Genomic DNA, 25,049 nt, shown 5'->3' with positions numbered 1-25,049 from the left:
TTTTGGCAATTTCTTTTAGCGATTTCTTTTAGCGATTTCTAAGTTATGCCAGCGGTTACATAAGCGGCAGGGAAAAATGATGCGCGACGATCGCCATTCGCTGGCGCAGATAAAACCGATGGGCTGCAAACCGCTGTACCCCCGAATCTAGCTCCATCGATCGGCAGCCGTGGGCGCGGGCGTAGTCTACCAGCCAGCCAAACAGCGCCTCACCATAGCCTTTGGAGCGGGCCGACTCGGTGGTGATCAGGTCATCCACATAGAGAAACGGCCCGGCAGACAGCGATTCCGTCAGGCGAAATCCGGCAACCGCTTTTACGTCGTCTCCTTCGCTCAGGTAGGCAAGCCGAAAGCCTTGCTGCGCTTGCCGCTGAACCTGGTTTACAAATTCAGATTCGAGCAAATGCGGCCGCAGCTCCAGCATCACCGGAAAGCACCGCAACAGGTCGGCATCAGACGTGGCGATCGCAATGTTAGGCATATTTCTGAAGCGGGTTTCGATCGGTGCAGTGCGGTTCCCGTCAGGCTTTTGAGCTTTAGGAAAAACGCTCAGCATTTCCTCATTCTAGGGCTGAAGCGGTATGTGAGCATGAGGGCTCCATCTGCCGTGGGCCGCAGCTATGACGACAAACCTCGCAGTGGGCGATCGCTTTCCCGACGTAACCCTGCCCAACCAGGACGGTGAATCCGTCCAGCTTTCCAGCCTGACGCAGCCGGGGCTGGTCGATCACTATCTGGGCTTTACAGACGGCTACCCGCTGATTCTGGTGTTTTATCGGGGGTTCTTTTGTCCGCGCGATCGCCAGCAGTTGCCTCAACTAGTGCAGTTTCAGGGCGAACTGGCGGTGAACTATTGCAAGCTGGCCACAGTGTCTGTCGATCCGCCCATTGTGCAGGCGGCGTTTCGGGCAGGGCTGGGGGCGCAGTGGCCGTTTCTCTGCGATGAAGGGCGATCGCTCTTGCGGCAAATCAATATTCTGGACGAAACCGAAGGCGAATATGCCTATCGCCCGCAGCCTTATACCTTCGTGCTGCGGCCCGATCTGACGATTTACAGCCTTTACAATGGCTGGTTTTTTGTGGGACGGCCCACACTAGAGGAACTACGGCAAGATCTCCGCGCCATCATGCAGACCCGCGTGGACTATCGCTACGAAGCCTATGATGCGCCGGAGGTAAGGCAGATTCGCATTCCGCAGCAGACCTGGGCAACCGGAGCACCGCCGCTGGGAGAAAGCGGGCTGCCCGTGTTACGCGGCGTGGTGCGCTGGTTTGACCTGCGATCAGGCAACGGCATGATCACCAGAGACGACGGGGGAGAGGACGTATTTTTTAACTTCACAGCTATTCCTGGCGAAGGGTATCGCACCCTGGCAGTAGGAACAGCGGTGCAGTTTGAGCTAGTGAAAGGTCGCTTTGGCGATACGGCTCGCAATGTGCAAAAAGAGAGTCCTTCTGCATAATTTCTCTCGCTTAACGTAGTGGATTAGAGGGGTTGAAATGAACGCCCAGCAGGTTGCCCAAACCATTCAATTAATCATTGCCCCCGTGGTTTTAGTCACGGCCTGTGCGCTGATTCAAAATGCGGTGTTGATGCGCTATTCCGCGATTGGTCAATCGATGCGATCGCTCGCGCTAGAGCGCCTCAATTTGCTGCGCTCCAAAGAGGACTATTTTTATATGGAACGACTCCAGGAAATCGATCGCCAAATTCCCTTGCTCACGCAGCATCACCGCCTTTTACAGAAAACGGTAATCGTGATCTACAGCGCTGTTTTAGTGTTTCTGATTAGTATGTTGGCGATCGCCCTGGCGGTTGCGTCTAATGCAGCGGCGATCGCCACGTTGACGCTGGGACTATTCCTCTTGGGAACTGGAACCTTGGTCTTAGGCGTATTTTTAATTATTCGAGAAGTCCGCCTATCTCATCGAGCCGTCTGCTATGAAGTCGGGCGCATTTCCTCACTCGAAAAAACTTCCCAAATTTGAGAACCATATCGATTTTAGATTTTGGATTGCTTTAGATTTTGGATTGCTAGTGAGCCATTTCAGGACCATCAGGCTCGATGCAACTGCCCGGATCACGAAGTAAAAAAACCGAAATAAGGCTTGCCTCATTCCGGTTTCTGTTTCTAAAACGGTTGCCAATCCAACCTCTGATCCTCAGCGCCTATTGGCCATTGCGGCGTTAGCGCTTCGCCAGTTTTTTCACCATCTTTCGCAGGCGGATAGACTCTGGCGTGACCTCCAGCAGCTCGTCCGGGCCGATGTATTCCAGCGCCCGCTCCAGGCTCATTTCCACCGGGGCCTGAAGCTGTACCAGTTCATCGCCGCCCGATGCTCGGTGGTTGGTCAACTGTTTGGTCTTGCAAACGTTTAGCTCTAGGTCTTGGGGGCGATTGTGTTCGCCGATGATCATCCCTTTGTAAACCTTTGTCCCTGGCGTGATGAAGAACACGCCCCGGTCTTCGGCGTTTTTCATGGCATAGAAAGTAGCCACGCCCTCTTCAAAGGAAATCAGCACACCGTTGCGACGGGTTTCCACCTCACCCGACAGTGGGCGATAGTCCAAAAAGCTGTGGCTCATGATGCCTTCGCCGCGAGTCAGGCGCATAAATTCGCCCCGGAAGCCGATCAGCCCGCGAGCAGGAATCACAAACTCCAACTGGGTGCGACCATTGCCGCCGACGCGCATATCCTGCATCTCGCCGCGCCGCTGTCCCAGACGCTCAATACAGCCGCCGACGCTCTCTTCCGGCACATCCAACACCAGTAGTTCAAACGGCTCGCAGGGTTGCCCGTTTACTTCTCGATAGATGACCTGCGGCTGCGACACCTGAAACTCGTACCCTTCGCGGCGCATCGTTTCGATCAAAATGCCCAAGTGCATTTCACCCCGACCCGACACGGCAAACTTGTCGGGCGAGTCGGTTTCTTCGACCCGCAGGGCGACGTTGGTTTCTAGCTCGCGCATGAGGCGATCGCGCACTTGGCGAGACGTGACCAACTTGCCCTCTTTGCCTGCAAAGGGAGAATCGTTGACCCAGAAGGTCATTTGCAGCGTTGGTTCATCGACCTTGATCAGCGGCAACGCCTGAGGATTTTCGGGGTCGGTGATGGTTTCGCCAATGTTGGCATCGGCAAAGCCCGCCACCGCGACAATATTGCCTGCCGTGGCGCTTTCTAGCTCTACCCGCTTCAGCCCCTCAAAACCCAGCAGCTTGCTGATTTTCGCCTTGACCACCGCCCCCGTTTCTGTCACGAGCGCAGCCTGCTGCCCTGCCTGAATCGTGCCGTTGTGGATGCGGCCAATGACGATGCGACCGAGATATTCCGAATAGTCGAGCGTCGTTACCTGAAGCTGGAGCGGCTTGGCCGGGTCACCAACAGGCGCGGGCACATGCTCCAAAATTGCCTCAAACAAGGGCTGCATGTCAGTGCTATCGTCGTCCAGGTCTTTCTTCGCATAGCCGCTCAAGCCCGACGCAAACAGATAGGGAAACTCGCACTGGTCGTCGTCTGCGCCCAGTTCCAGAAAGAGATCTAACACCTTGTCAATCGCCCCGTAGGGATCTGCCTGGGGACGGTCGATTTTGTTCACCACAACCACCGGACGTAGCCCCTTTTCCAGCGCTTTTTTCAGCACAAAGCGGGTCTGGGGCATCGGGCCTTCGTTCGCGTCCACAATCAGCACGCAACCATCGACCATGCCCAGCACCCGCTCCACTTCGCCGCCAAAGTCGGCGTGGCCGGGCGTGTCCACGATGTTAATCAGCGTGTCTTTGTAGCGAACGGCAGTATTTTTCGCCAGGATGGTGATGCCGCGCTCACGCTCTAGGGCGTTGGAGTCCATCACGCAGTCGGGGACTTCTTCGCCTTCTCGAAAGGTGCCAGACTGTTTCAGCAGCGCGTCTACCAGCGTGGTCTTGCCGTGGTCAACGTGGGCAATGATGGCAACATTGCGAATCGGCAGTGTCATAAGGAGAAGTCCCGGTTGAAAGTGAATAATGCGTGGATGGGGTGGGCTGAAACCTGGCAGTGCCAGCACTCTCTGGGTGGTTTAGCAAAGAGCAGCGGGCGGGATTGAGGAATCTTTATATGGGGAACTATCGGCACAAAAGCTGAGTGAACGCCGCTGGAAAAGCTCTGGACTCGGTGCCAGGGGCGATCGCCTCTAACCTCTAGCCTCTTAGCTCTAACCTCTTGGCTCCTACCTCTTAAGAAATTTTTTCTTGCCGAAGCGCCAGATTCCATGTAAAGAAGCCGTAATGATTCTAGCTTATTCGTTACCCAATCTGCTTGCCCCGCTGTGCTGAGATTGCCCAATCTCACCCAGAGCACAGCCAGTCCTCAAAAGCGACTCGCAAAATATCCCCAATACACCAGACATTCACCTTTTTCGTAGGCCGCAGCCCAACGGCATTTCAGGTCGAAGCGCCGGATTTCAAAGTTTTTTGAACTTGCTTAGCCAGGGCCTTCCGAATCTCGGATAGAGCCATTAAAATCCCATGCTTAAGATGTTGTTACGGGGGAGGCAAACAGTTACATCCCATACCAACTGGGCGATCGCGCTTTTTGCTGAAGCCGCTCGTGGGGTTGTCTCTGATACTTTTTTCTTCTTTTTTAGCGATTTACGTTTAGTGATTTACGGTTTGCACTCACTTTTTCGACAAACGCGCCCATCAATACGCCTAACCGATCAGCACTGAGATTACACAAGCGGTGAGATGTAGCTATGAACTACTCATTTGAACTGGTGGGCATTTCGCCCATTCTGTCGTTTTTTAACCACCAGCACAGCACCCCCGCCCACCGAGGCGCAGAGTATTTGGGAGCCTACCGCTGCACGCTGGATGCATTTCTGGAATCCGTGGAAACGGTGCCCCGAAAGCGGGGTTGGAACCTGGATGCTGTGGTAGACAGCGTGGTGAACTTTTGGCTGAACAATGGCGAACAGGTGCGCCACTGGCGGCAGCGGCTCGAAGATGCGGGCCGAGAAAACGTCTTGGTGGCTAGGGTTGCCAATGTGCAGGCGATGCAGCAAGAGTTCGAGGCATTGCTAAACCGTCCGCCGCAATAACGCAATAAGTCTGAAATAAGTCTGATCACGAGTTGGGCAGAATCGCTCTGGAAAACCGTCCCTGGAAAACCGTCCCTGGAAAACCGTCCCTGGAAAACCGTCCCTGGAAAACCGTCACAGTGTGCCCTTTCCAGACCTCTGGCTGGGGTGTAGAATCTGGATTTGCCGAAAAGCGCATCGCATTTTGAAACGGCAGCGCAGGGTTAGCACAGCAGGCGGTTCCAGAGGAGTGGGCAACAGGTATGGCGACGTGTGTGGTGACGGGGGCAGCGGGATTCATTGGGTCACATTTGACGGAGGCGCTGCTCAATCGGGGCGATCGCGTCATTGGCATTGACGAGTTTAACGACTACTATGACCCGGCGCTCAAGCGCAAGAACATTGCCACGGCGGAGCAAAACCCCAACTTCCACCTGATCGAAGCCGACATCCAAACGCTGAATTGGACCATGCTGCTTGAAGGCGTGGATGTGGTGTTTCACCAGGCGGCGCAGGCCGGCGTGCGGGCAAGCTGGGGCGAGGGCTTTCGCCTCTATACCGAGCGCAATGTCAACGCCACGCAGATTTTGCTAGAGGCCGCCAAGCAAGCTCCCAGTTTAAAGCGGCTGGTGTTTGCTTCGTCGTCTTCGATCTACGGCAATGCAGAAACCCTACCGACGGCTGAAACGCTCTGTCCACAGCCTGTTTCGCCCTACGGCATTACCAAACTGGCAGGCGAACATCTGTGTCAGCTTTATTACCAAAATTTCAATGTGCCCGTCAGCATTCTGCGCTATTTCACGGTCTATGGACCGCGCCAACGAAGCGACATGGCGTTTCACAAGTTCTTTAAGGCGGTGCTGGAAGACCGCGAGATTTCAATCTACGGCGACGGGCAGCAGACGCGGGATTTTACCTTTGTCAGCGATGCGATCGCCGCCAATCTCGCTGCTGCCAGCGTAGAGGCTGCCATCGGCGAAACCTTTAACATTGGCGGCGGTAGCCGAGTTGTGCTGACGGACGTGCTAGACACGATCGAGCAAATCACCGGAAAACCGCTGCGCCGCAAGCACGTTGGCAACGCCGCCGGAGATGCCCGCCACACCGCCGCCGACGTGTCTAAGGCGAGACAACTCCTTGGCTACGCCCCCCAGGTTTCTCTAAAAGAAGGGCTGGCGCAGGAGTGGGAGTGGATTCAGGCGCTTTATTAGGGTCAGGATTACTGAAGCTGGATTATTGGATCTGGATTACTGGGCCAGGACTATTGGGTCGGGGCTGGTGCAGTTGAATGACTTCTCGCGAGTTGCGCCCACGAGAAGCCATCGCCAAACCTCAGAAAACCATATCGAACTGGGCAAGTCCCTACTGCGGGGGAACTTCGTCCAGGTAGGTCAACTGTTCGCGGAGCATCTGAGCCATGTCGCTGTTGCCCTGCTGCTCGTAGAGGGCGATCGCCCGCTGATAGTCTGCCCGCGTACCGTTCAGGTTGCCCTGGACATAATGCACATCAGCGCGATCGAGGTAGGCTTCGGGACGGCTGGAATCCAGACGAATCGCTTCGTTAAACGCGGTCAGCGCTGCGTTCATGTCCCCTGTCCGATACACCTCGGTAGCGCGAGAATACGCCTGGTCGTATGGCGTTGCGGGGCGCACTGTCACTAGATAGTTGCCGCCCTGCCCCGAAAAGGAGCGAGCCAGCACCTTGTACGTGCCGTTAGAAGGCAGCGTAATCACAATGGTCGAATTCAGGCTGCGGGCGTAGTCGTCATTGCTGGCGATTTCTTGCCCTGAGGGCGACTGCAACACCAAAAACGTGTCAAAGTCGGTGCTGGTCATAGAGATCGTCACCGTGTCGCCGGCCTTGCCCGCAAAGGTGTATTCATTCTGCATTGGGGCCAGGCTGCCCCGCTCCTCAAATAGCACCTGTGCAGCGGCCGGGCGAGTCGTCGCCACCCAAGACCCACCGCCCAAAACCAACACCGTCGCCAATACCACACTCGCCTTTTCAAATCGTTTCAGCATGGTTCTCACAATATCCTCGACTGAGTTACTTGACTGCTCGATCATCTACAAGCCACGTACAAGGCATATACAAGACACATACAAGACACCGATGGCAAAGGCATGGCCCTGATTCCTGAAACGTCGTGTCTCTTGACTGACCTTGTTAATGATCTTGCAAATTTGCCAATAGGCTTTGCATGTTGACTCTCATAGACTTCAGCCCTAGCGGTGGAGTTTCCTGACAAATCTTGGCAGAAAGGGTTAAAAAAGCAACACGCAGGACGAGCAGAGCAGGAACCTATACTCGCGCCAGCGTTACCACCTCAGACTGATCTTGATATTTCCCTTGTCGCGTCTCATAACTCACAGCACAGGGTTCCCCTTCCAAAAAGAGAAGCTGCACCACGCCTTCATTGGCATAGATGCGGCAGTCAGCGCTGGAGGAATTGGAAAATTCAAGCGTCAAGTGTCCGCGCCAGGAGGCTTCGGCAGGCGTGATGTTGGCGATAATGCCGCAGCGGGCATAGGTGCTTTTGCCCATGCAGATGACGGTAATGTAGTCGGGCACTTCCAGCCGTTCTAGCGCCACGCCCAGCCCATAGCTGTGGGCCGGCAGCACAAAATATTGGCCCGATTCGTCTTCGTGCAGTTCAGTGCTTTCCAGATTGGCGGGGTTGAAATGCTTGGGATCGACCACGGTTCCTGGCACATGGCGGAAGATGCGAAACTCCACAGGCGAGAGCCGCACGTCGTAGCCAAAGCTGCTAAGGCCGTAGGAAATGACCGGAAACCCATCGAGCGATCGCACGAGTTTTGGCTCGAAGGGTTTAATCATCCCGGCGGCTGCCTGTTCTTTGATCCAGGTGTCGTTCTTAATCATTGCCACTTGCCCAGTCCTTTGGAGGATAGCTCCTTATAAAACAGCCCGTAGCGTAAGTAAATCAAGATCATCCCATATCTAGCGTCATGTCCGCCCTTACTTCAGGATATTTTTGGGAGTTTTTGGACACTACATTTTGGGCACTATATCTACATCTTGGGCACTATATTCTGGGCACTATATTCTGGACACTACATTTTGGGCACTATATTCTGGACACTATATTTTGGACACCATAGCTTTAGGCTCCTCGAACGCCCTTTACTGGGCAGACGCACCTGATAGGATGGTGGCATGACGACTGATCCAGACAAATCCGAAAATAGCAGCAGTTTTGAGCAGCAGGTCTTGACCCGGCTAGAGCAGCTTTCGACCGGGGTCATAGGGCTGTCAACGCAGTTCAACTCATTGACCAATCGGGTGGATACGCTCTCAACCCGAATGGATACGCTGTCCACACAGGTCGATACGCTCTCGACGCGGGTGGATACGCTCTCGACGCGGGTGGATACGCTCTCGACCGATGTTGAACAATTGTCTAAAGGCTTTACAAAACTGGAAAACGAGCAAGAGCGCTTTAACGATCGCTTTAATGACTATCAGCGGGCGACCCAGTGGGTGGTGCAGCTTGCCTTTACGCTGATCGCCTCAGCAACGCTGACGGTGATTGTCACGTCGGTGCTGAGGCGATAGGGTTTGGTTATTTACGATTCAGCGCGTTTGATTCAGCGCGTTTGGTGCTGGGCTGCGCTTTGTTGCGAGACCAGAGGCTTAGTCACCGCCGACGCTCAGATTGCTGCCCGCAGTTTCCGCACCCGCCAGGTTAATGCCTCGCAGCGTTGCGCCAGTGGTTTGTGCATGAAAGACCGTGGCGTTGGTCAGATTTGCGTTGGTGAGGTTAGCCTTGATAAAGCTGGCGTTGGTGGCATAGGCATCCGTCAGGTTTGCCGAGGTCAGGTTTGCGCCTTCCAGGTCTGCCCCTTCCAGATTGGCGCTTTGCAGGTTTGCGCCCTGCAAATTGGCTTCGCGCAGATCAGCCCCAATCAAATGGGCCCCTTGCAAGTTGGCTCCTTGCAAGTCGCAGCGGGCACAAGCTCCGGTAGACAGCAGTTGCAAGACGTGATCTGGGTTTTCGGCCCGTGCAGGGGTTGTGATGAGGAATGGCGTGGAGAAGAGGGCGATCGCCAGCCATCGATTGCGCTTGTTGCGGGTCATCAGTGACCTCCCAAGACAATAGACAATACGTAAAAGTCGAGTCATACACCCCTACTTCTACGATGTCACTGGCCAGCGAAACTGCCCTCATGCAAGTGGATGATGCGATCGGTGCTTTCGCTCTCTCGATGGGTATAGCAAAGGCGAGGAATTATAGATTGAGTCTGAAACCTCAAACTGTAAAAGAGACACCATCTGGCATCTCTCTTAACCCTTCTAGACACTTTTAATGCACCCCTAACCCCTAACCCCCAACCCCCAACCCCTGCTACGTTTCTCATTGCCAATCTGTCTCGCAGTAGGCTTTCAAAACGGGAACGCAGTTGGCGATCGCCCCCAGATGAGCAATCTCGTAACCATGCGTATTTTGGGTGGGAAAGCTGAGGCAGGCAGCGCGAGCAGCGTGGCCCATCTTCATGGCGATGGAAGCGTCGCTGCCAAAGCCGCTGATAGCAGCAAGCTGGAGCGGAATGCCCGCCTGCTCTGCGGCCTGGCGCAATTCTCGATTTAGCCCTTCGTCATAGAGTCCGTAGCCATCTTGCGACAGCAGCACGGGTGCTTCGCCATCGACGATCGGATATTCCGACGACAGCGGGCAAATCTCCAGGGCGATCAGCGCGGCCAGCGATCGATTGCGGCTGAAGTAGAGCGCACCGACCGCGCCGACTTCTTCTTTGGCAGAAGCGACGAGATAGGTGTCCAGCGCAGGTTCCTTCAGAACGCTGGCCAGCTCTAGCAAAATGGCGATCGAGGCTTTGTTGTCGAGTGTGTAGCTGGCGATAAAGTCGCCCAGTCGGAAGGGGCGCTTGCGGTGCTTGCCCACCACCATGCGTGTACCTGGACGAACGCCCGCCGCCTCCAACTCTTCAGTTGTGCATTTGGTTTCTATCCAGGCATCTTCCCAGCGCACAGGCTGATCTTCTTGCTGAGCCTTTTGGGGCGACTCGTGCGAGACGTGGCGCGACCCAAAGCTGAGGATACCGCTCAGCGTCGTGCGATCGCCCAGCAAGTCCACCACGCCCTCGCCATAGACCCAGGGAAACGCGCCACCCAGCTTTCGCACCTGCACCCGCCCCGCCTCGCCGATTGATTTCACGATGCCGCCAATTTCGTCCTTGTGACCAGTAATCGCAATCCCAGAACGCGCTGCATCGTTCGGTCGTTTTTCAGAGTTGCGTCCTGGAATTTTGGCGATCGCATTGCCTGCTTCATCTAACCACGCCTCCAGCCCTAGCGCCCGAAACCGCTCCAGCAAATAGGCATCTATCTCGCCCTCCACTCCACTTGGCGAATGGCGCATAACAAGATCCGAAATTTGTTGAAACAGGTCGTCGTAGGGCATGGTTCGAGGGTACAAGTTGGAACTTAGGAGCAAGGGTGTGATGGAAGGTCAGCACTCTCAGCACCGCAATCCCTCATCCCGCTACGACGCATCGCTTTCCCGCTTTACCCCCCCGCAAAACCTGCAAACTCCCCCCTGCATAAAGCGTCTGGGTCACAGCCTGAAAGCCCACCTCCGAGAGCAGCTTAGGCAAGTCAGTCTGAATTAGCTGCCAGGCAGTCTCAGTTTCAAACAGCCAGAAAAAAACTGCCAGACCCGGCATATACAGCGGATTCATCGGTTTATGCACGTCGATCGCAGCAAAAATGCCACCAGGTTTTAGCACGCGATAGCATTCTTTGAGAATTTGCCGAAGCTGGTTGGGCCGCATCTCGTGCAGCGCTGCACTAGTATGAACGAGGTCAAACTGAGCATCGGGAAAGGGCATGTCTTCTGCCCAGGCCTCTACAAAGGTTGCCTGGGGAACATTCTGCTGGGCGCGGCGAATGGACAGCGGAGACGCATCCAGCCCAGTGACCGGCAGAGCTTGCTCATCAGCGGACTGCGGAAATCGCTCCACGAGAAATCGAGTCGTCTGCCCGCTGCCACAGCAGAGATCAAGAACCTGGGTGTTTTTGTCAAACGTTAGCCCTGCCAGCGCAAGCTGCCGAAATCGGCCCTCACCGCCGACTGCCACCGTGGCCAGACGGGAAATGCTGTCGTAGAGCCACTGGTGACGATAGCTCAGATCTCGCAGGAGCGTTGCCAAACCTTACCCCGCCGTGCTGCTCAGCAGATTCCAGTGATTATTCTCGGCAACAGCCCGGTTTACCAGGCTAAACATCCGCCAGCAGTGATTATCACTCTTTAGCGGCAGTTCTTCATTCTTGACAACTACATTCATGCGTACTTCGTCCTCTGGAGAGGCGATCGCCGTTTTATCGATCAGCACTTCCACCGTGACGAGTTGGGCATAGGTAACGCCACCGGGTTTCTCGCGGGCCACCATGTAGTCCTCACCGTCGTAGATCACTGCGCAGTTGCAGGATTGGAGTACGTCCTCTAGCAAATGCCGAAAGCGATCGAGCGGCGTTGCAATCGTGAACAACTGGGTATAGCGAGCCATAGTAACCTCGGACACGCAAGTGCAATTAAAAAATGATAGCAAACCCATTCAGCCAACTGTCAAACGACAGCGAGGGCAGTCGCCTAGCGGGCTTGCAGAGCGTTACACTTTGCCGGACAATCCAGAACGCAATGCCCTAAAGCGAAACGCAGTGAGCGGCAGACTGTGCCGAGTGCGGCGGCTGTTGATAAAGAAATTAACATAGCGAGTTATTGGCGCATTCTACCATGCCCTTTTTTGAAAAAAACGGTTCTGCTGTACAGAATTCAGCAATTCTTTGTCTCTGATTTGAGTGCTGTTGCTCCGTCGCCCAGTTTCGGCTGAAAAGTATCCCTTGATCAATGCAAAATTTACTAGATTTGCTGAAATTACAGCCCTCTCCTCTGCCTAACAAAGGGATGCTCATCGTATTTGAAGGAGGCGAAGGCAGCGGCAAAACGACGCAACTGGGGCGATCGCACGATTGGCTCATGAACCAGTTTGATGGCAGTTCCTTTACGGTTGTAAAAACGCGAGAGCCAGGCGGTACAGAACTGGGGCAGCAGATTCGGAAACTGCTGTTGCATCCCGATCTGGCAGAGCCAACGCAGGATCGGGCAGAATTGCTGCTGTTTGCGGCCGATCGGGCGCAGCATGTGGAGGGCTTTTTGCGGCCGGCGTTGCAGCAGGGGGCGCTAGTGCTATGCGATCGCTTTACCGATTCCACCGTGGCCTATCAGGGCTATGGGCGCGGACTCGATCTGGCGCTGATTCATCAGCTCAACCAGATTGCGACAGGTGGGCTAGAGCCAGACCTAACGCTGTGGCTAGATGTAGACGTGACCACGGGCCTCGGCCGGGCCCAGCGGCGGGGCAGCGCCGACCGCATGGAACAAAACCAAGTGGAATTTCATCAGCGGGTGCGGCAGGGATTTTGCGAACTGGCGGCGGCGCACCCCCAGCGAATTCGGCGGGTAGACGCAAACCGCAGCGCCGACGAGGTGTTTCAGGACGTGCAGCAGATTTTGCAAGAGGCGATCGCCCAATGGTGCAGCCCCTAACGGGTTCCGTTGATCCAACTAGTAATACAACCAGGGCATTTGCAAATCTCGTCGGCCAGCCGCAGGCCGTCGAGTTATTGCAAAGCGCCCTCCAGCGCGATCGCATTGCGCCGGGCTATCTGTTTGCTGGGCCAGCAGGCGTGGGGCGCAGCTTGGCGGCACTGGGCTTTGCCGAGCGGCTGCTGGCGCGTCATCCCCAGGAGCCATTTTCAGCCGCTCGCCAGCAGCGCATCGCCCAGCGCAACCATCCCGATTTTCTCTGGGTAGAGCCGACCTATTTGCACCAGGGCAAGCGACTGTCGGCGGCCGAGGCGGCAGAACAGGGCATCAAGCGGCGATCGCCCCCGCAGATTCGCCTGGAGCAAATTCGCGAGATTGCTACCTTCCTCAGCCGTCCGCCGCTAGAAGCATCCCGTGCTGTGGTGGTGCTGGACGATGCCCACACGATGGCCGAAGCCGCCGCCAATGGACTGCTGAAAACGCTGGAGGAACCTGGCCGCGCCACGCTGATTCTGATTGCGCCCAGCGTGGAATCGCTCCTGCCAACGCTGGTGTCGCGCTGCCAGCGGATTCCCTTTCGCCGCCTCAGCGCCGAAGATCTGGCGCAAGTGTTGCAGCAATTGGGGCACGACGAAATTTTGCAGCATCCCGAAATTTTGGCGCTGGCCCAGGGCAGCCCCGGCGAGGCGATCGCCCAGTGGCAGCAGCTCCAGTCCGTGCCGCCCGACCTATTGCAAACTGCACTCCAAGTTCCAACGACGCTCCGCGCCGCGCTAGAACTCGCCCGCCACATCGACCAAAATCTGGATCTGGAAGCGCAACTCTGGCTGGTGGACTATTTACAGCAAGCCTACTGGCGATCGCAGCAGCCCGCCACCCACCTGGAACGTTTGGAAACCGCCCGCCGCCACCTACTGGGCTACGTGCAGCCGCGCCTGGTGTGGGAAGTGACGCTGATGGACATCGCCGCCGCTGAATCCCCACCCTAGTGCAGTGTCATGGTTTAGCTTCAGGGTGATGCCTTGGCTCGTAGTAAGCGCTTCAGCGCTAAAGCACTGACTACTAACCTAAGTTCCAGCTATCAACTAGGATTTGGAATACGGTTTTGTTTGCCACGAGCGCTAAAGCACTGACTACCAACCTAAGTCCTAGCTATGACATAGCACTAGAGAAAACACACGCTAGATGTGGAGATGTGGGGGCGCTTGTTCAAAAACTGCGTCTGAATTCTGCAAACCTGAGATACAGTTAAGTGTTCCAACAAGTGTTCCAACAAGTGTTCCAAATTAATGTCTTAAATTTAGACTCCCGACTCAGTATCCCTGCCTGCCCAGTTTCGGTTGGTAACTCGAAATCTGCCCCTTGAAACGAATCCCGCCGCCATGACTTTGCTCTCGATTCTCTTCGGGCTATTCTTCCTCAGCGTGCTGGGGCTGTATTGGTCAGCGCCAGGGCGATCGCTCAAGCTGTGGGTGCTGCTGGCGGCCAGCCTGGTGTTTTACAGCTCGCTGCAATTTCAATATGTGCCGCTACTGCTGGTGATGATCATCATCACCTATCGCATCGGCATCGGGCTGAGTGCGCCCATCGACTGGCGGATTGAGAACGAAAACTGGCAGTTTGCCCAACACGACTGGAACCGTCGGCGGCTGCGGCTGCTGATCATTGGCATTGGGCTGAATGTGCTGCTGCTGCTGGGGTTCAAGTACATTCCGTTTTTTGGGGCAGTGTTGGGCAACTGGCTCAAGCTGCCTGCGCTAACGACGGGGGCGGCCACCCTTGGGCAAACCCTCATCGCGCCGCTGGGCATCAGCTATTTTTGCTTTGAGTGCATTGCCTATCTGGTGGATGTGTATCGCGGTGCGCCCGCAACCTTTGACTGGCTCAAGTTTTCAACCTACAAGCTGTTTTTTCCCAAGCTGCTGTCGGGCCCGATTACCCGGTTTCACCCGCTGGCGGCGCAGTTTCAGGCGCAGCCGTCGCTGACTACGCCCCAAGTCGCCGAAGGTCTGTGGCTGATTGCCTGTGGCGCAGTGAAAAAGCTGCTGATTGCCGACCATCTGGCCACGCTGGTCAACCTCAGTTTCGACAACATAGCGCGGGCGGGTAGCGGCGACCTGTGGCTGGCGATCGCCGCCTACGGGTTCCAGCTTTATTTCGACTTCAGCGGCTACGTAGACGTAGCGCGAGGCCTTTCTGCGCTGCTGGGCATCACCCTGCCGCAAAATTTCAACTTTCCCTACTTCAGCGCCAGCATTGCGGACTTTTGGCGACGCTGGCACATGACGCTGGGCGACTGGCTGCGAAATTATCTCTACTTTCCGCTGGGCGGGTCGCGTCAGGGCCTGATGCGAACCTGCCTGAATCTAATGATGGTGATGATCATTGCCGGACTGTGGCACGATGCGGGCTGGGGCTTCATCGTGTGGGGGGCGCTGCACGGGCTATTTCTGGTGGTGCATCGCCTGACAGACGCGCTGAGCGAGCGGTGGGGTTGGCTGAGGGCAGGTTGGAAGAGTGTACCAGGAACGCTGCTGGGCTGGGTGCTGACGCAGTTTTCGGTGTTTTTTGCCTGGATTTTCTTCCGGCTTCCTAACCTGCAAGAGTCGCTGCTGGTGGTGCAGCGGCTGTGGGGACATCCCGCCGATGTGCAGTTTGCCCAAAAGATTTACGTCGAAACCTTTCAGAGCGATCGCCTCCATCTCTCTCTGCTCCTGCTGGCGCTATTCGGCGGAATGACGCTGGTGTATGCCGTCAACCGCTGGCTCAAGCTGCGGCTCAACTGGCCTGTTAAGTTGCTGCTGGTGCCGCTGTGCCTGCTTGCGGCCTGGCTGCTGGCTCCCAACGAAAGCCCGCCTTACATTTATTTCGATTTTTAACGTTTAGAAAATCCGGATAGTTTTTGAGAAAAGTCAAAAGCCGCATACTTTTTATCAAAAATCTAAAGGCTTTGTAAAAGCTAGGGGTTTCCGCTAGAAAAAGGGCGATCGCCCCTGCCATTCTAGACAGTATGAATTGGCAGTGATTTCGGTAAATCTGTTGAGCGCTTCGGCTTACGCTTAGACGTAAGAAAATGCTTCACAGATCAGAACGTGTAAAGGTTTCTCCCTGTTGATGCCTCCTGCCAATTCTAATTTTTAAGATCCGCTCGTTTTCGAGGGGCGATCGCCTTTCTCGGCGTTAGTTTCTGACGAAAATCCAGCGCTGAACACTTGAAATGAAATAGCCCCATCCATCTTCAAGATAGAGGGGTTATTTCTCATGGATAAATCTTGGAAAAGCCTTACAAACGCCTTATTAAGGCTCACAAATACCTTATTAAAAAGTGCGTGTGGGCAATTATTTGACCCTGATTGACGGACTTAGAGCATCGACGGTATCTACCCATATCTGCAATTTTCTCACCCCTTCCACGTCAACTCATTTTTGGGAATTAAGAGTAGTCATGGCTGTTATTGATAACGTAGACACCTTTGAGAAACTGCTTGCCGCCATTAACTCCACCAATTCCAACGGCCAGGCAGACGAAATCAAAATTACGCAAAACATTGTTTTAACCAGCGCCCTGCCTTTTATTCGAGAAGATGTCAGCCTGACGATTCGAGGCATCGGCGAGGGCATTACGCTTAGCGGCGATGCCAATGGCAACGGCATTAACGATGAAGGCGATGTCCGCATTTTCTTCATCGAAAGCGGTCAGATAACGCTGGCAAACTTAACACTGACAAATGGCCGGGCCCAGGGCGGCGATGGGGGCGGCGGCGGCGCAGGACTGGGCGGCGCACTGCTGATTTATGACGGCAATGTCACAGTCAACAATGTCACCTTTAGCAACAACCAGGCGATCGGCGGCAACGGGCTGGCGGGCGCTGGGCGCGGCGGCGGCGGCATGGGCGGCAATGGTGGCATTGCGTCGGCGGCTGGCGGCGCGGGGGGCGGCGGCGGCTTTGGCGGCCCCGGTGGCAATGGCGGTGCAGCGGGCGAAGGCGGTGAAGGTGGCCCCAGCACCGGAGCCAGTGGTTCCCTCAGCAGCGCTAGCGGCGGACGTGGCGGCGACAGTGCAGGCTTGACGGGCGGGGGCGGTGGCTCAGGAGCTAATGGCGGCTTCGGCGCGGGGGGTGGCGGCGGCGGCGGCTCCACTACCAACAACGGCGGCAACGGCGGCAGCGGCGGCTTTGGCGGGGGCGGCGGCGCGGCTTCTCCGGCAAGCGGCAACAACAGCAGTCAGGGCGGCGCGGGCGGCTTTGCGGCAGGCGGCGGCGGTTCGTTGAATAGCGCAGGCGGCTTTGGCGGCGGCGGCGGGTTTGGGGGGCGGTGGCGGCGGGGCCGGCTTTGGCGGCGCGATCTTCATTCGCTCTGGTTCGCTCACGATTACCGATAGCCTGTTTTTGGATAACCGCGCTCAGGGCGGCACCGGGCCCGGTGGCAACGGCAGCGGACTGGGCGGCGCAATTTTTGCGCTGGATCAAACGACAAACGCCAACGGCAACAACGCCAATATGCCCAGCACACTACCCACCATTACTGCGTCGGGACTGTTTGCACGGGGCAATAGCGCCAGCAGTAACCCCAGCACCAATAATATTTACGGCAACAGCGACGTGGTCTTTCGAGTGCCGCCGGAGGTGCTGTCGGTGGCGATCGCCCCACCCGCGCTGACCAACGCCAGCAGCGTCTCATTCACTGTGACGTTCAGCAAGCCTGTAACTGGCGTAGATGTGACGGACTTTGAACTGGTGACAACAGGGGCGATCGCCAATGCGTCCATTACCAGCGTGACGGGCGGTGGCAATACATTCACCGTTGCCGTCAGCACGGGCACCGGCAGCGGCACGCTAGGGCTGACAGTGCTAAACGACAAGACAATCAAAGATGCAGACGATGGCGTGCTGCTGGCTCCGTTTACCGGAACGACCGTCTACACCATTGATAAAACTGCACCAACAGCCGATATTGTTGACGTTACGCCCGATCCACGCCCCGGCATTGCAGTGGATACCATCACGATCCGGTTTAGTGAAGTCGTCCGCAATTTTGACCTGTCTGACCTGCTGCTCAGCCGCAATGGGGCGATCGCCCCACTGGTCGCCGCAACCCTATCCACCATCGACAACCAGACCTTTACCCTGCGCGGGCTACAGTTTTCAACGGGGCGCACAGGCAGCTATCAACTGACGCTGGATGTCAACGACATTACCGACCTGGTGGGCAATCCGCTGGCTCAGTCCGCCTTCGACACCTGGCAAATGTCCTTCGATGACCCGAACATTCCTCAACCTGAGGATATTCCACCCGCGCCGAATGGGGAATTAGGCACGCCCGTCCTGTTCCGACTGGGCAAGCGGCCACAGCAAATTAAGGGGACAAACCGCGCCGATCGCCTTAAGGGAACCAATAAGAGCGATCGCATTTTGGCTCGTGGCGGCAACGATACCGCCAAGGCGCTGGGCGGCAACGACTTAATCAGCGGGGGCGCAGGGAATGATCTGCTGCGCGGCGGCAACGGCGGCGATCAGCTTGTGGGTGGCGTGGGCAACGATCGCCTCTTTGGGCAGGCTGGCGACGATGTGCTGATTGGTGGGGTGGGCAATGACACGTTGAGCGGCGGCGGCGGCAAGAATATGTACGTGTTTAACAACCTCAGCGAAGGCATCGACACGATTCTGGGCTTTAGCCAACTGGATGTGATCGACCTGCGCGGCATTTTCAAACAGCCTGCATTTGGCGGCAGCGGCACGCCGTTCCAGCGGCTGCGCGAGTTTGTGAAGCTGGCGCAGGTCGGCACCACGACTCAGGTGCTAATCGACTCAGACGGCAATGGTGCTAACAAAGATTTCGTGGCGATCGCCCAACTCAACAACACGTCGATCAACAGCCTCAGCACGCTGAACTTTGTAATCTGACGGTCATTTAACGTCGGTCTAATGCAAGGCTGCTTAAATAAGCTAGCCGTTTGTAGCGACTTCAGTCGCCCTATTCACGGACGTTTGTAGTGGCGACTTCAGTCGCCCTATTCACGGCTAGCCCCTCAGAAGCAGGCTAAAGCCTGCACTACAAACAAAGCCTGCATTATAAGCCAGGGGCGGAACTTCCATCCCAGAATCATGGGGCCATCATGGGTCGCGTCTCATACGCCTGTCAACCGTTGATAAATCGCGGTCGGCAGGCGACGGTTCCCGCTGCCATTCTGGAGTTCGTCGATTTTTTTATTTTGTTCACGGATGCGGCGCGACAGGAGGCGAATGATGTTGACGGCAATGCTGGGAGTTTCTTCGATCGCCTCATAAAGCTGCTGCTGGGTCAGCGTCAGACACTCGCAGCGGTCGATCGTAGTGACAGAGGCAGAGCGCGGCTCCGCATCAAACACTGACATTTCCCCAAAGCACGCGCCCTTTTCGAGTCGGGTAATTTCCCGATCAGCCAGGTGAACGCGCACGCTGCCTTTGACCAGAATGTAGAGCGATCGCCCTTCCTGCCCCTGGCTGACAATAGTATGCTGCGGCGGAAATTCCTGCTCATCCATAATGGAAGCCAGGCGCACCAAAAAATCGTCCCGCAGTTCTTTGAAAATGGGGACCCCGCGCACAAACAGGAGGCGATCAACGCTCGTCAGCATACCAACTTAAACCCTGCATCAACCCAAACCACCTAGCATCCATTCAGAAATGCCCCATACTCTGTGGGTGGGCTGCTGCGTGTTGTCTGTTCCATCCGTAGGTTGCCCATGCAGAGAATTCTATTCATCTTTTGTCCAGAAATTTCGCTGAATCACGACCGAAAGGAAAATTTACAGCCGACACCAGCCGGAGTGGTTCCCGGCTGAGTTGTCCATTGAAGGAAGATCGATGTGAACGTCTATCGAACCGCATTGAACCGATGTTGCACTCGCTGAATTCGCTGAACTCGCTGAGTTTACGAATGAAGTCTGCCTAAAAAAGGGATCACGTTGGCTCCCAGCCCATCGGCAAATCTGGCGGGCGGGGTGGGTTGAAACGCGGCGGCGGGTCGGGCGGTTTTGCAGGATGGGCGAGGATCTTGCCGTTGCCGTTGTGAGTTGAAGCAGCACTGTACTTCTGCAGCAGTTGCTCGACTTGGGCAGCGACGAGTCGATTGGGGTCACGGCGGAGCATGGGCAGCAACTCCCGCAGGGTGCGCGGCGAAGCGACTTCTAAGTAAGCCACTGCCGCCTCCCGCACAAACCCCGTAGGATGGTGCAAACAGGCAATAATCTGAGCGGGCGTGAGACTCCACCGCTGTTCGCGGGCCACGTGGACGCTGCAAGCCAACCCCCAGTCGGACAGAAAATGCCGCAGATCGAGCAGGTGTCGGAGGCGATCGCTCGGCGACAGGGGTTGATAGTCCACAAACTCATCCAGGCTTTCCAGCTTTTCCAGATCAGGGCGGCTATCAAGAATGCTCAGCAGCGCCCGTTTGCTCTGGATGTCGAGCGTGTTATCCAGAATTTCTAGCCCCCGCGCCACGCTTTCCGAGGAATGGGATTGTAGATTAAACGCGGCGGCCTGAATTGCACTGGAGGGATACAGCAGCCGCATCAACAAAAAAAGGCGCTGTCGGGCATCTTCTTGCAAATCGCTGAGGGCGCGGCGCAGCAGATTGGCCGCTTGCCCTGGCACCCGCTCCGGCGGCATATCCAGCAGACAGGCATAAACCTGCCCAATCAGCATTAGCTCCAGGTTGATCAGTTCCTCTACGCCGCTCCGCCCCAATTCGTCGGCGACTGCGTCAATGCCAATTTCATTGGGAATTTTTAGCAGGGTTCGTAGAATCGTGCGGCGGCTAGGCCCCCAAGCGGTTTCCAGGTTGCGAACCAGAGCGAGAACCGCGTCGGGGGTGCCAATACGCCCCAGAGTTTTCCAGGCACAAGTGCGAATGATTTCGGGTTTGTAGGTATCTTTGCCCAGGGTTACTAGCAGGGGAATCGCGTCGTCGCCCAGGCGAGTCAGCGCCTGCATCGCGGCTTCGCGGGTGGACTTGAATTGCAGGGCCCGCAGCAGCGAAGGGTAGTATTCCTCGGTGCGCGTGGCGGCGATCGCCTCTAGCAGGGCACAGCGCACCCGCAGCGACTCATCCCGCAATAGCGGCTCGATGTAGATCCGCAGCGCTTGCAGGTACAATGCCTCGCCCAGCGCCCGACAGCCCATTACCCGCTCTCGTTCGCGTTTGTGGGTCAGCATTCGCCGCAGCGTGTCGGTGGCCTCGGCCCGCTGTTCGGGGGTGCCGCGCCGCAGCATCAGCGATGCCGCCGTGCCCCGCACTTCAGGATCAGCAGACGGGTTGAGGTAGGGACGTAGCCGCTCGATATCAGGCTCAGGGTCGGTCAGCCAGATATAGCGCAGGGCGATGGAAAGTACGTCTGGTGGCAATGGTTGCTCAATCAGCGATCGCACCAGCGGCAAAAACAGTGGGTTGGGATTTTCCGTCATCACCAGCAGACTCTGGCGCTGGAGCGCGGGCGAAAAGTCGGACAGCATGGGAGCCAGCACCTCGCCCACGCCCTTGGGATCAATATGGGCAAGTAGCTCAATGCAGGATTGCTTGTCGGCATCGGTTCCTCTGCCCAGCGCATCGATCACCGCCCGCTTAAACGTCCGCAGATCTACATCTGACAGGCTGAGTTCGCCCCGATCAGCGCTAATGACGAGCAGATCGACATAGCGCGATCGCAGCAGCCACACCGTCAAAAACCACAGCGCCCCGCACAGCATAATCTGGAACATGAACACCAGACTTTCGGCATCTTGCAGCGCAGCCGCGTCGCTGCCGTTAAAAATGCGCTGACACAGCCACAGCGTCGTCAACATACCCACGCCCGTCAGCCCAGAGGAAAACGGCTCGGCAATGCCCCGCACAATGGACTGCACACGGCTGCGAACGTTATCCGGCACAGGCTGAAACAGAATTGGGCCGGTACTGGCCAGCACGGTATAGCGCAGCAGTTCATCGGCAAATTTCAAAATCACCATGCCGATAAACAGGCTGAGCCAGCCCATCATCGACACCAGGCTGATAATGAAGATCAGTGCAGGCAGGGCCATCGTCACCACGAACACGCCCAGCCGCTCGATCGCCCGACTGGAGACAAACCACTGCACGAGTAGCTCAAACGTCCCCAAAATCGCGCTAAAAAATGCCAAAAAGTCGGCAAGCTCCTCGCCGCTAACCCGCCGCTCTAGCTGCGCCAGATATTGAAAATCCAGCAGCAGCCACAGCACCTGCGCCATTACAAAAAACGCCACCAGCAAAATCACATAACGCTGGAGCGGTCGCCGCAGTCGGCGCGTAGTGAAGTCAGGCTGGCGCTCTTGCAGCAGTCGCCGAGGTGAATCAGGGAAAAACTGGCTGTAGGAGCGGCTGAGGCGAAAGAGAATGCCTGCGCCGATCATCAGCATGACCCCTGCCAGCAGCACCACGTTATTTAGCCCGACGAGCGATCGCAGCAATGGTAGCGACAGTCCGCTCAGTACATCTGCCAGCAGCACGCCGCTGCTAATCATGGGATAGGCCCGTTTGATCTCACGGATATTAAAAAGCTGATTGGCAGTAATTGAAGTCGTCAGCTCATTCAGGACATAAATCGCCTCCATCCACAGCCGCATCAGAAACACGCTGTAGCCCATCATCAGCGGCATTGCCAGCCCCAGCCGAAACAGCGGCAGCGGCAGCGCCATCAGCACCGCAATCACCACGATCACCTGGCGCAGGGGCAAAAACTTTTGCAACAGCGAGTAAAAGAAGCCCAGAACTGTGCCAATGCCCGCGCTGACGATATAGATCCACGGCAGCGAGTTTGCACCATATTCATCCAAAAATAGAGCGGCAATGCTGACCTCTAGCCACAGCACGCCAATCGACGTAGCGGTGTAGAAGGCGAACATCAAAAAGGTGCGTTCGCTTTCCTCTGGCCGCAGGTTGAGCCATTGCAGCAGCATCCGTCCGGAGGGAAGCCGGGATTTCTTTGCTGAGGTTGTGCGCGATGATCCACCCGTCCTTGCCATGCTGCCCAGGGAACTTGTGAAAGAAGCGATGCCTGATATCTGCCTTACATCTTATGCAAGCTGGGAAAGTCTGGAGCCGTTTTCCCCATTTTCTGAAGCTTGTTTGCTGGAGTCTGGCTGGCCAGACAGAAAAAGCTTGAAGCAGAATTTGAACATGGGTCACTCGGTTGCTAGGGACTGCCTTCAGCGTTCCCAAAACGGGCTGGAACCGATCCAGCAAAACACAACCTGAAATTTTCTAGTGATGGGGCAACCCAAAGTTACACCCTGCGACCGATTAAAACCTCTGATTGTTGGCTGAGACACATTATTCACGGGATCTGATAGAACTGATTTGGTTCGTTTTTGTTCATTTACCTGTGGTAAAGTGCCGACTGTCTGAAACGTAGGCAGTGCCTTGCTTTCGAGCATCTCGGATGCTTTTCTTTACACCTAACCCCTACGAAATGAGGATCTAAGAATGTACAAGAAGCTAGTTGCTTTGGTCTGCACGCTGGGTTTGGCAGCCATGCTGGGCGCTTGCGGTGGTGGCAGTGAGCCTGCTGGCACCGAGTCGCCCGCTGGCACCGAGTCGCCCGCTCCTTCGCCCACGACCACGCCGTAGTTTGTTGGGAGTTAGCCTGCCGTTTCGCATTCACCGTCTACTCATCGCTTGTCTGCCTATCGCTGGTATTGGCTAACTCAGTTCATTCTCGTGTTCTAGCTTCATTCACCTGACGTTTCATCTCGATCAGCTATCCACGGCGATCGCCCCTCTGGAATTCTGGCAATACGGGTATTCCAATGCGCGTATGCTGAGAGAGGCCTCTGCCGTGGATTTTTATTGGTCAAGACCCATGCACCTGCTGCAATTCAGCACCTCCCACTATTGCCGCAAAGCTCGGTTGGCGCTGGGCTATAAGCAACTGCCATTCACGGTGGAAAATCTGACCCCGGGGCTGCACGCCCTGAAGCTGAAGCCGCTGACGGGGACTACCACCGTGCCTGTGCTGCTGCCAGAGCTAGAGGGGCAGCCAGGGGCGATCGCCGACTCTAGCCACATTTTTGAATTTCTCGACCAGCACCAGCCCGACCCACCGCTCTATCCTGCCGATCCGGTTCAGCGCAGCCAGGTGAAACAGCTTGAAGACTGGCTCGACGAGAGCGTTGGTGTTGCTACGCGCTTTGTTTACTACGACTATCGCGCTGGCGAGGGCAAAGCTATCGACCCCTCGCTGATGAGCCAGGCTGTGATTGCCATCGTGCGCCGACAATACGGCATGAACGCGGCGCGGGTCAAGCTGGCGGGCGATCGCCTGACTGACGCGCTCACCTACCTCCAGCAGCACTGGAAAGACTGCGAATATCTCGTGGGAACCCAGTTCACCGCCGCCGACCTCGCCGCCGCCGCCCTGCTCAGCCCGCTGGCGCTGCTGCCCCACTATCGAGACGCGCATCCCTGGCTACTTGAAAAAATCGCCGCTGTGCATCAGCGCTGTGGAGAACCCCTGCCGCCGGGGTTGGCTTACATTTAAGCTAGCCAAGTGCGAGTCGCTGACCCAGATTGCCTTTGAAATTTCTAAAATGCTCTACGTCGTCGCTACGCCCATCGGTAATCTGGAAGACATGACCTTTCGGGCAGTGCGGATTTTGCGGGAGGTGGAGGCGATCGCCGCTGAGGACACGCGCCACACGGGCAAGCTACTCCAGCATTTTCAGATCACCACGCCTCAGATCAGCTATCACGACCACAACCGCACCAGTCGCCTGCCGGAACTGCTTGCCCGCCTAACGCAGGGACAGTCCATTGCGCTGGTCAGCGATGCGGGAATGCCCGGAATTTCTGATCCGGGCTATGAGCTGGTGCAGGCTTGCGTCGAGGCGGGGATTCCCGTCGTGCCGATTCCGGGAGCCAGCGCCGTGGTGACGGCCCTCAGCGCCGCTGGTCTGCCCACCGACCGCTTTGTGTTTGAAGGATTTCTCCCCGCCAAGGGCAAAGAGCGGCGCGATCGCCTCGATGCGCTCCAGGCTGAATCGCGGACGCTGGTGTTTTACGAATCACCCCACCGCCTGCGGCAGACTCTGGCGGATTTTTCGGACACCTTTGGCGGCGATCGCCCTATTGTGCTGGCACGGGAACTGACCAAGCTGCACGAAGAATTTTGGCGCGGCACCGTGCAGGAGGCGATCGCCCACTACGAAACCCGCGACCCCCAGGGCGAATACACTGTCCTGCTGGCAGGCAGCATAGCCGCCCCTGTGGTGTTGTCGGAATCTGCCCTGAAAGCTGAACTGACCGCGCTTCTCAAGCAGGGACTCTCCCGCTCCCAGGCCAGCCGCCAGCTTGCCCAGCAGACCCAACTCCCCCGCCGCGACCTCTACCAGTTGGCCCTGACGCTGCCAGATTAA

At 56.5% G+C, this 25,049-nt stretch carries 23 protein-coding genes; 13 read left to right on the top strand and 10 right to left on the bottom strand.

The window, feature by feature from the left end; all coding sequences use genetic code 11:
• Positions 1-55 precede the first annotated feature (55 nt).
• On the bottom strand, positions 56-556 hold the full coding sequence (locus tag O77CONTIG1_RS03690; protein ID WP_286132523.1) for a GNAT family N-acetyltransferase: 501 nt from the start codon (positions 554-556) through the stop codon (positions 56-58).
• 64 nt (positions 557-620) lie between these two features.
• Here O77CONTIG1_RS03690 and O77CONTIG1_RS26600 point away from each other — a divergent pair, with 64 nt between their 5' ends.
• Positions 621-1,463, top strand: a complete 843-nt coding sequence (locus O77CONTIG1_RS26600) for a cold shock domain-containing protein (RefSeq protein WP_068508164.1) — start codon at positions 621-623, stop codon at positions 1,461-1,463.
• Positions 1,464-1,500: 37 nt separating this feature from the next.
• Positions 1,501-1,989, top strand: a complete 489-nt coding sequence (locus O77CONTIG1_RS03680) for a DUF2721 domain-containing protein (protein ID WP_068508162.1) — start codon at positions 1,501-1,503, stop codon at positions 1,987-1,989.
• 199 nt (positions 1,990-2,188) lie between these two features.
• Here O77CONTIG1_RS03680 and typA read toward each other — a convergent pair whose 3' ends face one another.
• Positions 2,189-3,979, bottom strand: coding sequence for a translational GTPase TypA (gene typA / locus O77CONTIG1_RS03675; RefSeq protein ID WP_068508159.1), 1,791 nt, complete (start codon positions 3,977-3,979; stop codon positions 2,189-2,191).
• 756 nt (positions 3,980-4,735) lie between these two features.
• On the opposite strand from typA, the gene O77CONTIG1_RS03670 reads away from it, so the two are divergent.
• Together O77CONTIG1_RS03670 and O77CONTIG1_RS03665 are read left to right on the top strand one after the other, a co-directional pair.
• Complete coding sequence (locus O77CONTIG1_RS03670; RefSeq protein ID WP_068508157.1) at positions 4,736-5,080, top strand: hypothetical protein; 345 nt, start codon at positions 4,736-4,738, stop codon at positions 5,078-5,080.
• A 242-nt stretch (positions 5,081-5,322) separates the two neighbouring features.
• The gene (locus O77CONTIG1_RS03665) at positions 5,323-6,270 is read left to right on the top strand and encodes an NAD-dependent epimerase/dehydratase family protein (protein ID WP_068508156.1); all 948 of its coding nucleotides are present in this window, start codon (positions 5,323-5,325) and stop codon (positions 6,268-6,270) included.
• Between the two features lie 151 nt (positions 6,271-6,421).
• Here O77CONTIG1_RS03665 and O77CONTIG1_RS03660 read toward each other — a convergent pair whose 3' ends face one another.
• Entirely contained in the window at positions 6,422-7,081 is a 660-nt protein-coding gene (locus O77CONTIG1_RS03660; protein ID WP_068508154.1) for a pre-peptidase C-terminal domain-containing protein, read from the bottom strand.
• 280 nt (positions 7,082-7,361) lie between these two features.
• Positions 7,362-7,943, bottom strand: a complete 582-nt coding sequence (gene dcd, locus O77CONTIG1_RS03655) for a dCTP deaminase (RefSeq protein ID WP_068508153.1) — start codon at positions 7,941-7,943, stop codon at positions 7,362-7,364.
• Positions 7,944-8,237: 294 nt separating this feature from the next.
• Here dcd and O77CONTIG1_RS26595 point away from each other — a divergent pair, with 294 nt between their 5' ends.
• Positions 8,238-8,636: a hypothetical protein gene (locus O77CONTIG1_RS26595; protein WP_286132522.1), complete on the top strand. Its 399-nt coding sequence runs from the start codon at positions 8,238-8,240 to the stop codon at positions 8,634-8,636.
• A gap of 78 nt (positions 8,637-8,714) precedes the next feature.
• On the opposite strand, the gene O77CONTIG1_RS03645 is transcribed toward O77CONTIG1_RS26595, so the two are convergent.
• The 4 genes from O77CONTIG1_RS03645 to O77CONTIG1_RS03630 form a co-directional block, all read right to left on the bottom strand.
• On the bottom strand, positions 8,715-9,158 hold the full coding sequence (locus O77CONTIG1_RS03645) for a pentapeptide repeat-containing protein (RefSeq protein WP_068508151.1): 444 nt from the start codon (positions 9,156-9,158) through the stop codon (positions 8,715-8,717).
• Between the two features lie 277 nt (positions 9,159-9,435).
• Positions 9,436-10,458: a M42 family metallopeptidase gene (locus O77CONTIG1_RS03640; protein WP_286132521.1), complete on the bottom strand. Its 1,023-nt coding sequence runs from the start codon at positions 10,456-10,458 to the stop codon at positions 9,436-9,438.
• Between the two features lie 115 nt (positions 10,459-10,573).
• Entirely contained in the window at positions 10,574-11,248 is a 675-nt protein-coding gene (locus tag O77CONTIG1_RS03635) for a class I SAM-dependent methyltransferase (protein WP_068508147.1), read from the bottom strand.
• 3 nt (positions 11,249-11,251) lie between these two features.
• Positions 11,252-11,605: a hypothetical protein gene (locus O77CONTIG1_RS03630; RefSeq protein WP_068508145.1), complete on the bottom strand. Its 354-nt coding sequence runs from the start codon at positions 11,603-11,605 to the stop codon at positions 11,252-11,254.
• A 398-nt stretch (positions 11,606-12,003) separates the two neighbouring features.
• Between O77CONTIG1_RS03630 and tmk the strand changes: the two genes are divergently transcribed.
• The 5 genes from tmk to O77CONTIG1_RS26590 all read left to right on the top strand — a co-directional run bounded on the left by tmk (position 12,004) and on the right by O77CONTIG1_RS26590 (position 18,548).
• Entirely contained in the window at positions 12,004-12,645 is a 642-nt protein-coding gene (gene tmk / locus O77CONTIG1_RS03625) for a dTMP kinase (RefSeq protein ID WP_084782128.1), read from the top strand.
• Positions 12,630-13,634, top strand: coding sequence for a DNA polymerase III subunit delta' (holB, locus tag O77CONTIG1_RS03620; RefSeq protein ID WP_068508140.1), 1,005 nt, complete (start codon positions 12,630-12,632; stop codon positions 13,632-13,634). The genes tmk and holB overlap by 16 nt, the downstream gene beginning before the upstream one ends.
• Positions 13,635-14,027: 393 nt before the next feature.
• The gene (locus O77CONTIG1_RS03615) at positions 14,028-15,524 is read left to right on the top strand and encodes an MBOAT family O-acyltransferase (protein ID WP_068508139.1); all 1,497 of its coding nucleotides are present in this window, start codon (positions 14,028-14,030) and stop codon (positions 15,522-15,524) included.
• Between the two features lie 566 nt (positions 15,525-16,090).
• Complete coding sequence (locus tag O77CONTIG1_RS24140; RefSeq protein ID WP_068508137.1) at positions 16,091-17,026, top strand: hypothetical protein; 936 nt, start codon at positions 16,091-16,093, stop codon at positions 17,024-17,026.
• The gene (locus O77CONTIG1_RS26590; RefSeq protein ID WP_084782125.1) at positions 16,932-18,548 is read left to right on the top strand and encodes a calcium-binding protein; all 1,617 of its coding nucleotides are present in this window, start codon (positions 16,932-16,934) and stop codon (positions 18,546-18,548) included. Before O77CONTIG1_RS24140 ends, O77CONTIG1_RS26590 begins: the two co-directional genes overlap by 95 nt.
• Before the next feature lie 224 nt (positions 18,549-18,772).
• On the opposite strand, the gene O77CONTIG1_RS03600 is transcribed toward O77CONTIG1_RS26590, so the two are convergent.
• Both O77CONTIG1_RS03600 and O77CONTIG1_RS03595 read right to left on the bottom strand, forming a co-directional pair.
• Complete coding sequence (locus O77CONTIG1_RS03600) at positions 18,773-19,261, bottom strand: Crp/Fnr family transcriptional regulator (protein WP_068508132.1); 489 nt, start codon at positions 19,259-19,261, stop codon at positions 18,773-18,775.
• A gap of 325 nt (positions 19,262-19,586) precedes the next feature.
• Entirely contained in the window at positions 19,587-22,661 is a 3,075-nt protein-coding gene (locus O77CONTIG1_RS03595; RefSeq protein ID WP_197673312.1) for a HEAT repeat domain-containing protein, read from the bottom strand.
• Positions 22,662-23,121: 460 nt separating this feature from the next.
• Here O77CONTIG1_RS03595 and O77CONTIG1_RS25105 point away from each other — a divergent pair, with 460 nt between their 5' ends.
• From O77CONTIG1_RS25105 to rsmI, 3 genes are all read left to right on the top strand, one after another.
• Positions 23,122-23,265, top strand: coding sequence for a hypothetical protein (locus O77CONTIG1_RS25105; RefSeq protein WP_172355351.1), 144 nt, complete (start codon positions 23,122-23,124; stop codon positions 23,263-23,265).
• A 232-nt stretch (positions 23,266-23,497) separates the two neighbouring features.
• Positions 23,498-24,175: a glutathione S-transferase family protein gene (locus O77CONTIG1_RS03590; RefSeq protein WP_068508130.1), complete on the top strand. Its 678-nt coding sequence runs from the start codon at positions 23,498-23,500 to the stop codon at positions 24,173-24,175.
• Positions 24,108-25,049, top strand: a complete 942-nt coding sequence (gene rsmI, locus O77CONTIG1_RS03585; protein WP_317134203.1) for a 16S rRNA (cytidine(1402)-2'-O)-methyltransferase — start codon at positions 24,108-24,110, stop codon at positions 25,047-25,049. Before O77CONTIG1_RS03590 ends, rsmI begins: the two co-directional genes overlap by 68 nt.

The organism is Leptolyngbya sp. O-77 (assembly GCF_001548395.1).
In the GTDB taxonomy this organism is placed as follows: domain Bacteria; phylum Cyanobacteriota; class Cyanobacteriia; order Elainellales; family Elainellaceae; genus Thermoleptolyngbya.
The sequence above is the reverse complement of the archived record's forward strand: the minus strand, read 5'-3'. Positions and strand labels throughout refer to the sequence as shown.

Coding starts and splice junctions, on each gene's coding strand:
- O77CONTIG1_RS03670 (WP_068508157.1), top strand. CDS start 4,736: ATGAACTACTCATTTGAACTGGTGGGCATTTCGCCCATTCTGTCGTTT.
- O77CONTIG1_RS24140 (WP_068508137.1), top strand. CDS start 16,091: ATGGCTGTTATTGATAACGTAGACACCTTTGAGAAACTGCTTGCCGCC.
- dcd (WP_068508153.1), bottom strand. CDS start 7,943: ATGATTAAGAACGACACCTGGATCAAAGAACAGGCAGCCGCCGGGATG.
- O77CONTIG1_RS26600 (WP_068508164.1), top strand. CDS start 621: ATGACGACAAACCTCGCAGTGGGCGATCGCTTTCCCGACGTAACCCTG.
- O77CONTIG1_RS25105 (WP_172355351.1), top strand. CDS start 23,122: ATGTACAAGAAGCTAGTTGCTTTGGTCTGCACGCTGGGTTTGGCAGCC.
- O77CONTIG1_RS03615 (WP_068508139.1), top strand. CDS start 14,028: ATGACTTTGCTCTCGATTCTCTTCGGGCTATTCTTCCTCAGCGTGCTG.
- O77CONTIG1_RS03660 (WP_068508154.1), bottom strand. CDS start 7,081: ATGCTGAAACGATTTGAAAAGGCGAGTGTGGTATTGGCGACGGTGTTG.
- O77CONTIG1_RS03600 (WP_068508132.1), bottom strand. CDS start 19,261: ATGCTGACGAGCGTTGATCGCCTCCTGTTTGTGCGCGGGGTCCCCATT.
- holB (WP_068508140.1), top strand. CDS start 12,630: ATGGTGCAGCCCCTAACGGGTTCCGTTGATCCAACTAGTAATACAACC.
- O77CONTIG1_RS03690 (WP_286132523.1), bottom strand. CDS start 556: ATGCTGAGCGTTTTTCCTAAAGCTCAAAAGCCTGACGGGAACCGCACT.
- O77CONTIG1_RS03595 (WP_197673312.1), bottom strand. CDS start 22,661: ATGGCAAGGACGGGTGGATCATCGCGCACAACCTCAGCAAAGAAATCC.
- typA (WP_068508159.1), bottom strand. CDS start 3,979: ATGACACTGCCGATTCGCAATGTTGCCATCATTGCCCACGTTGACCAC.
- O77CONTIG1_RS03630 (WP_068508145.1), bottom strand. CDS start 11,605: ATGGCTCGCTATACCCAGTTGTTCACGATTGCAACGCCGCTCGATCGC.
- O77CONTIG1_RS03665 (WP_068508156.1), top strand. CDS start 5,323: ATGGCGACGTGTGTGGTGACGGGGGCAGCGGGATTCATTGGGTCACAT.
- O77CONTIG1_RS03645 (WP_068508151.1), bottom strand. CDS start 9,158: ATGACCCGCAACAAGCGCAATCGATGGCTGGCGATCGCCCTCTTCTCC.
- O77CONTIG1_RS03640 (WP_286132521.1), bottom strand. CDS start 10,458: ATGCGCCATTCGCCAAGTGGAGTGGAGGGCGAGATAGATGCCTATTTG.
- tmk (WP_084782128.1), top strand. CDS start 12,004: ATGCTCATCGTATTTGAAGGAGGCGAAGGCAGCGGCAAAACGACGCAA.
- O77CONTIG1_RS26595 (WP_286132522.1), top strand. CDS start 8,238: ATGACGACTGATCCAGACAAATCCGAAAATAGCAGCAGTTTTGAGCAG.
- O77CONTIG1_RS03680 (WP_068508162.1), top strand. CDS start 1,501: ATGAACGCCCAGCAGGTTGCCCAAACCATTCAATTAATCATTGCCCCC.
- O77CONTIG1_RS03590 (WP_068508130.1), top strand. CDS start 23,498: ATGCACCTGCTGCAATTCAGCACCTCCCACTATTGCCGCAAAGCTCGG.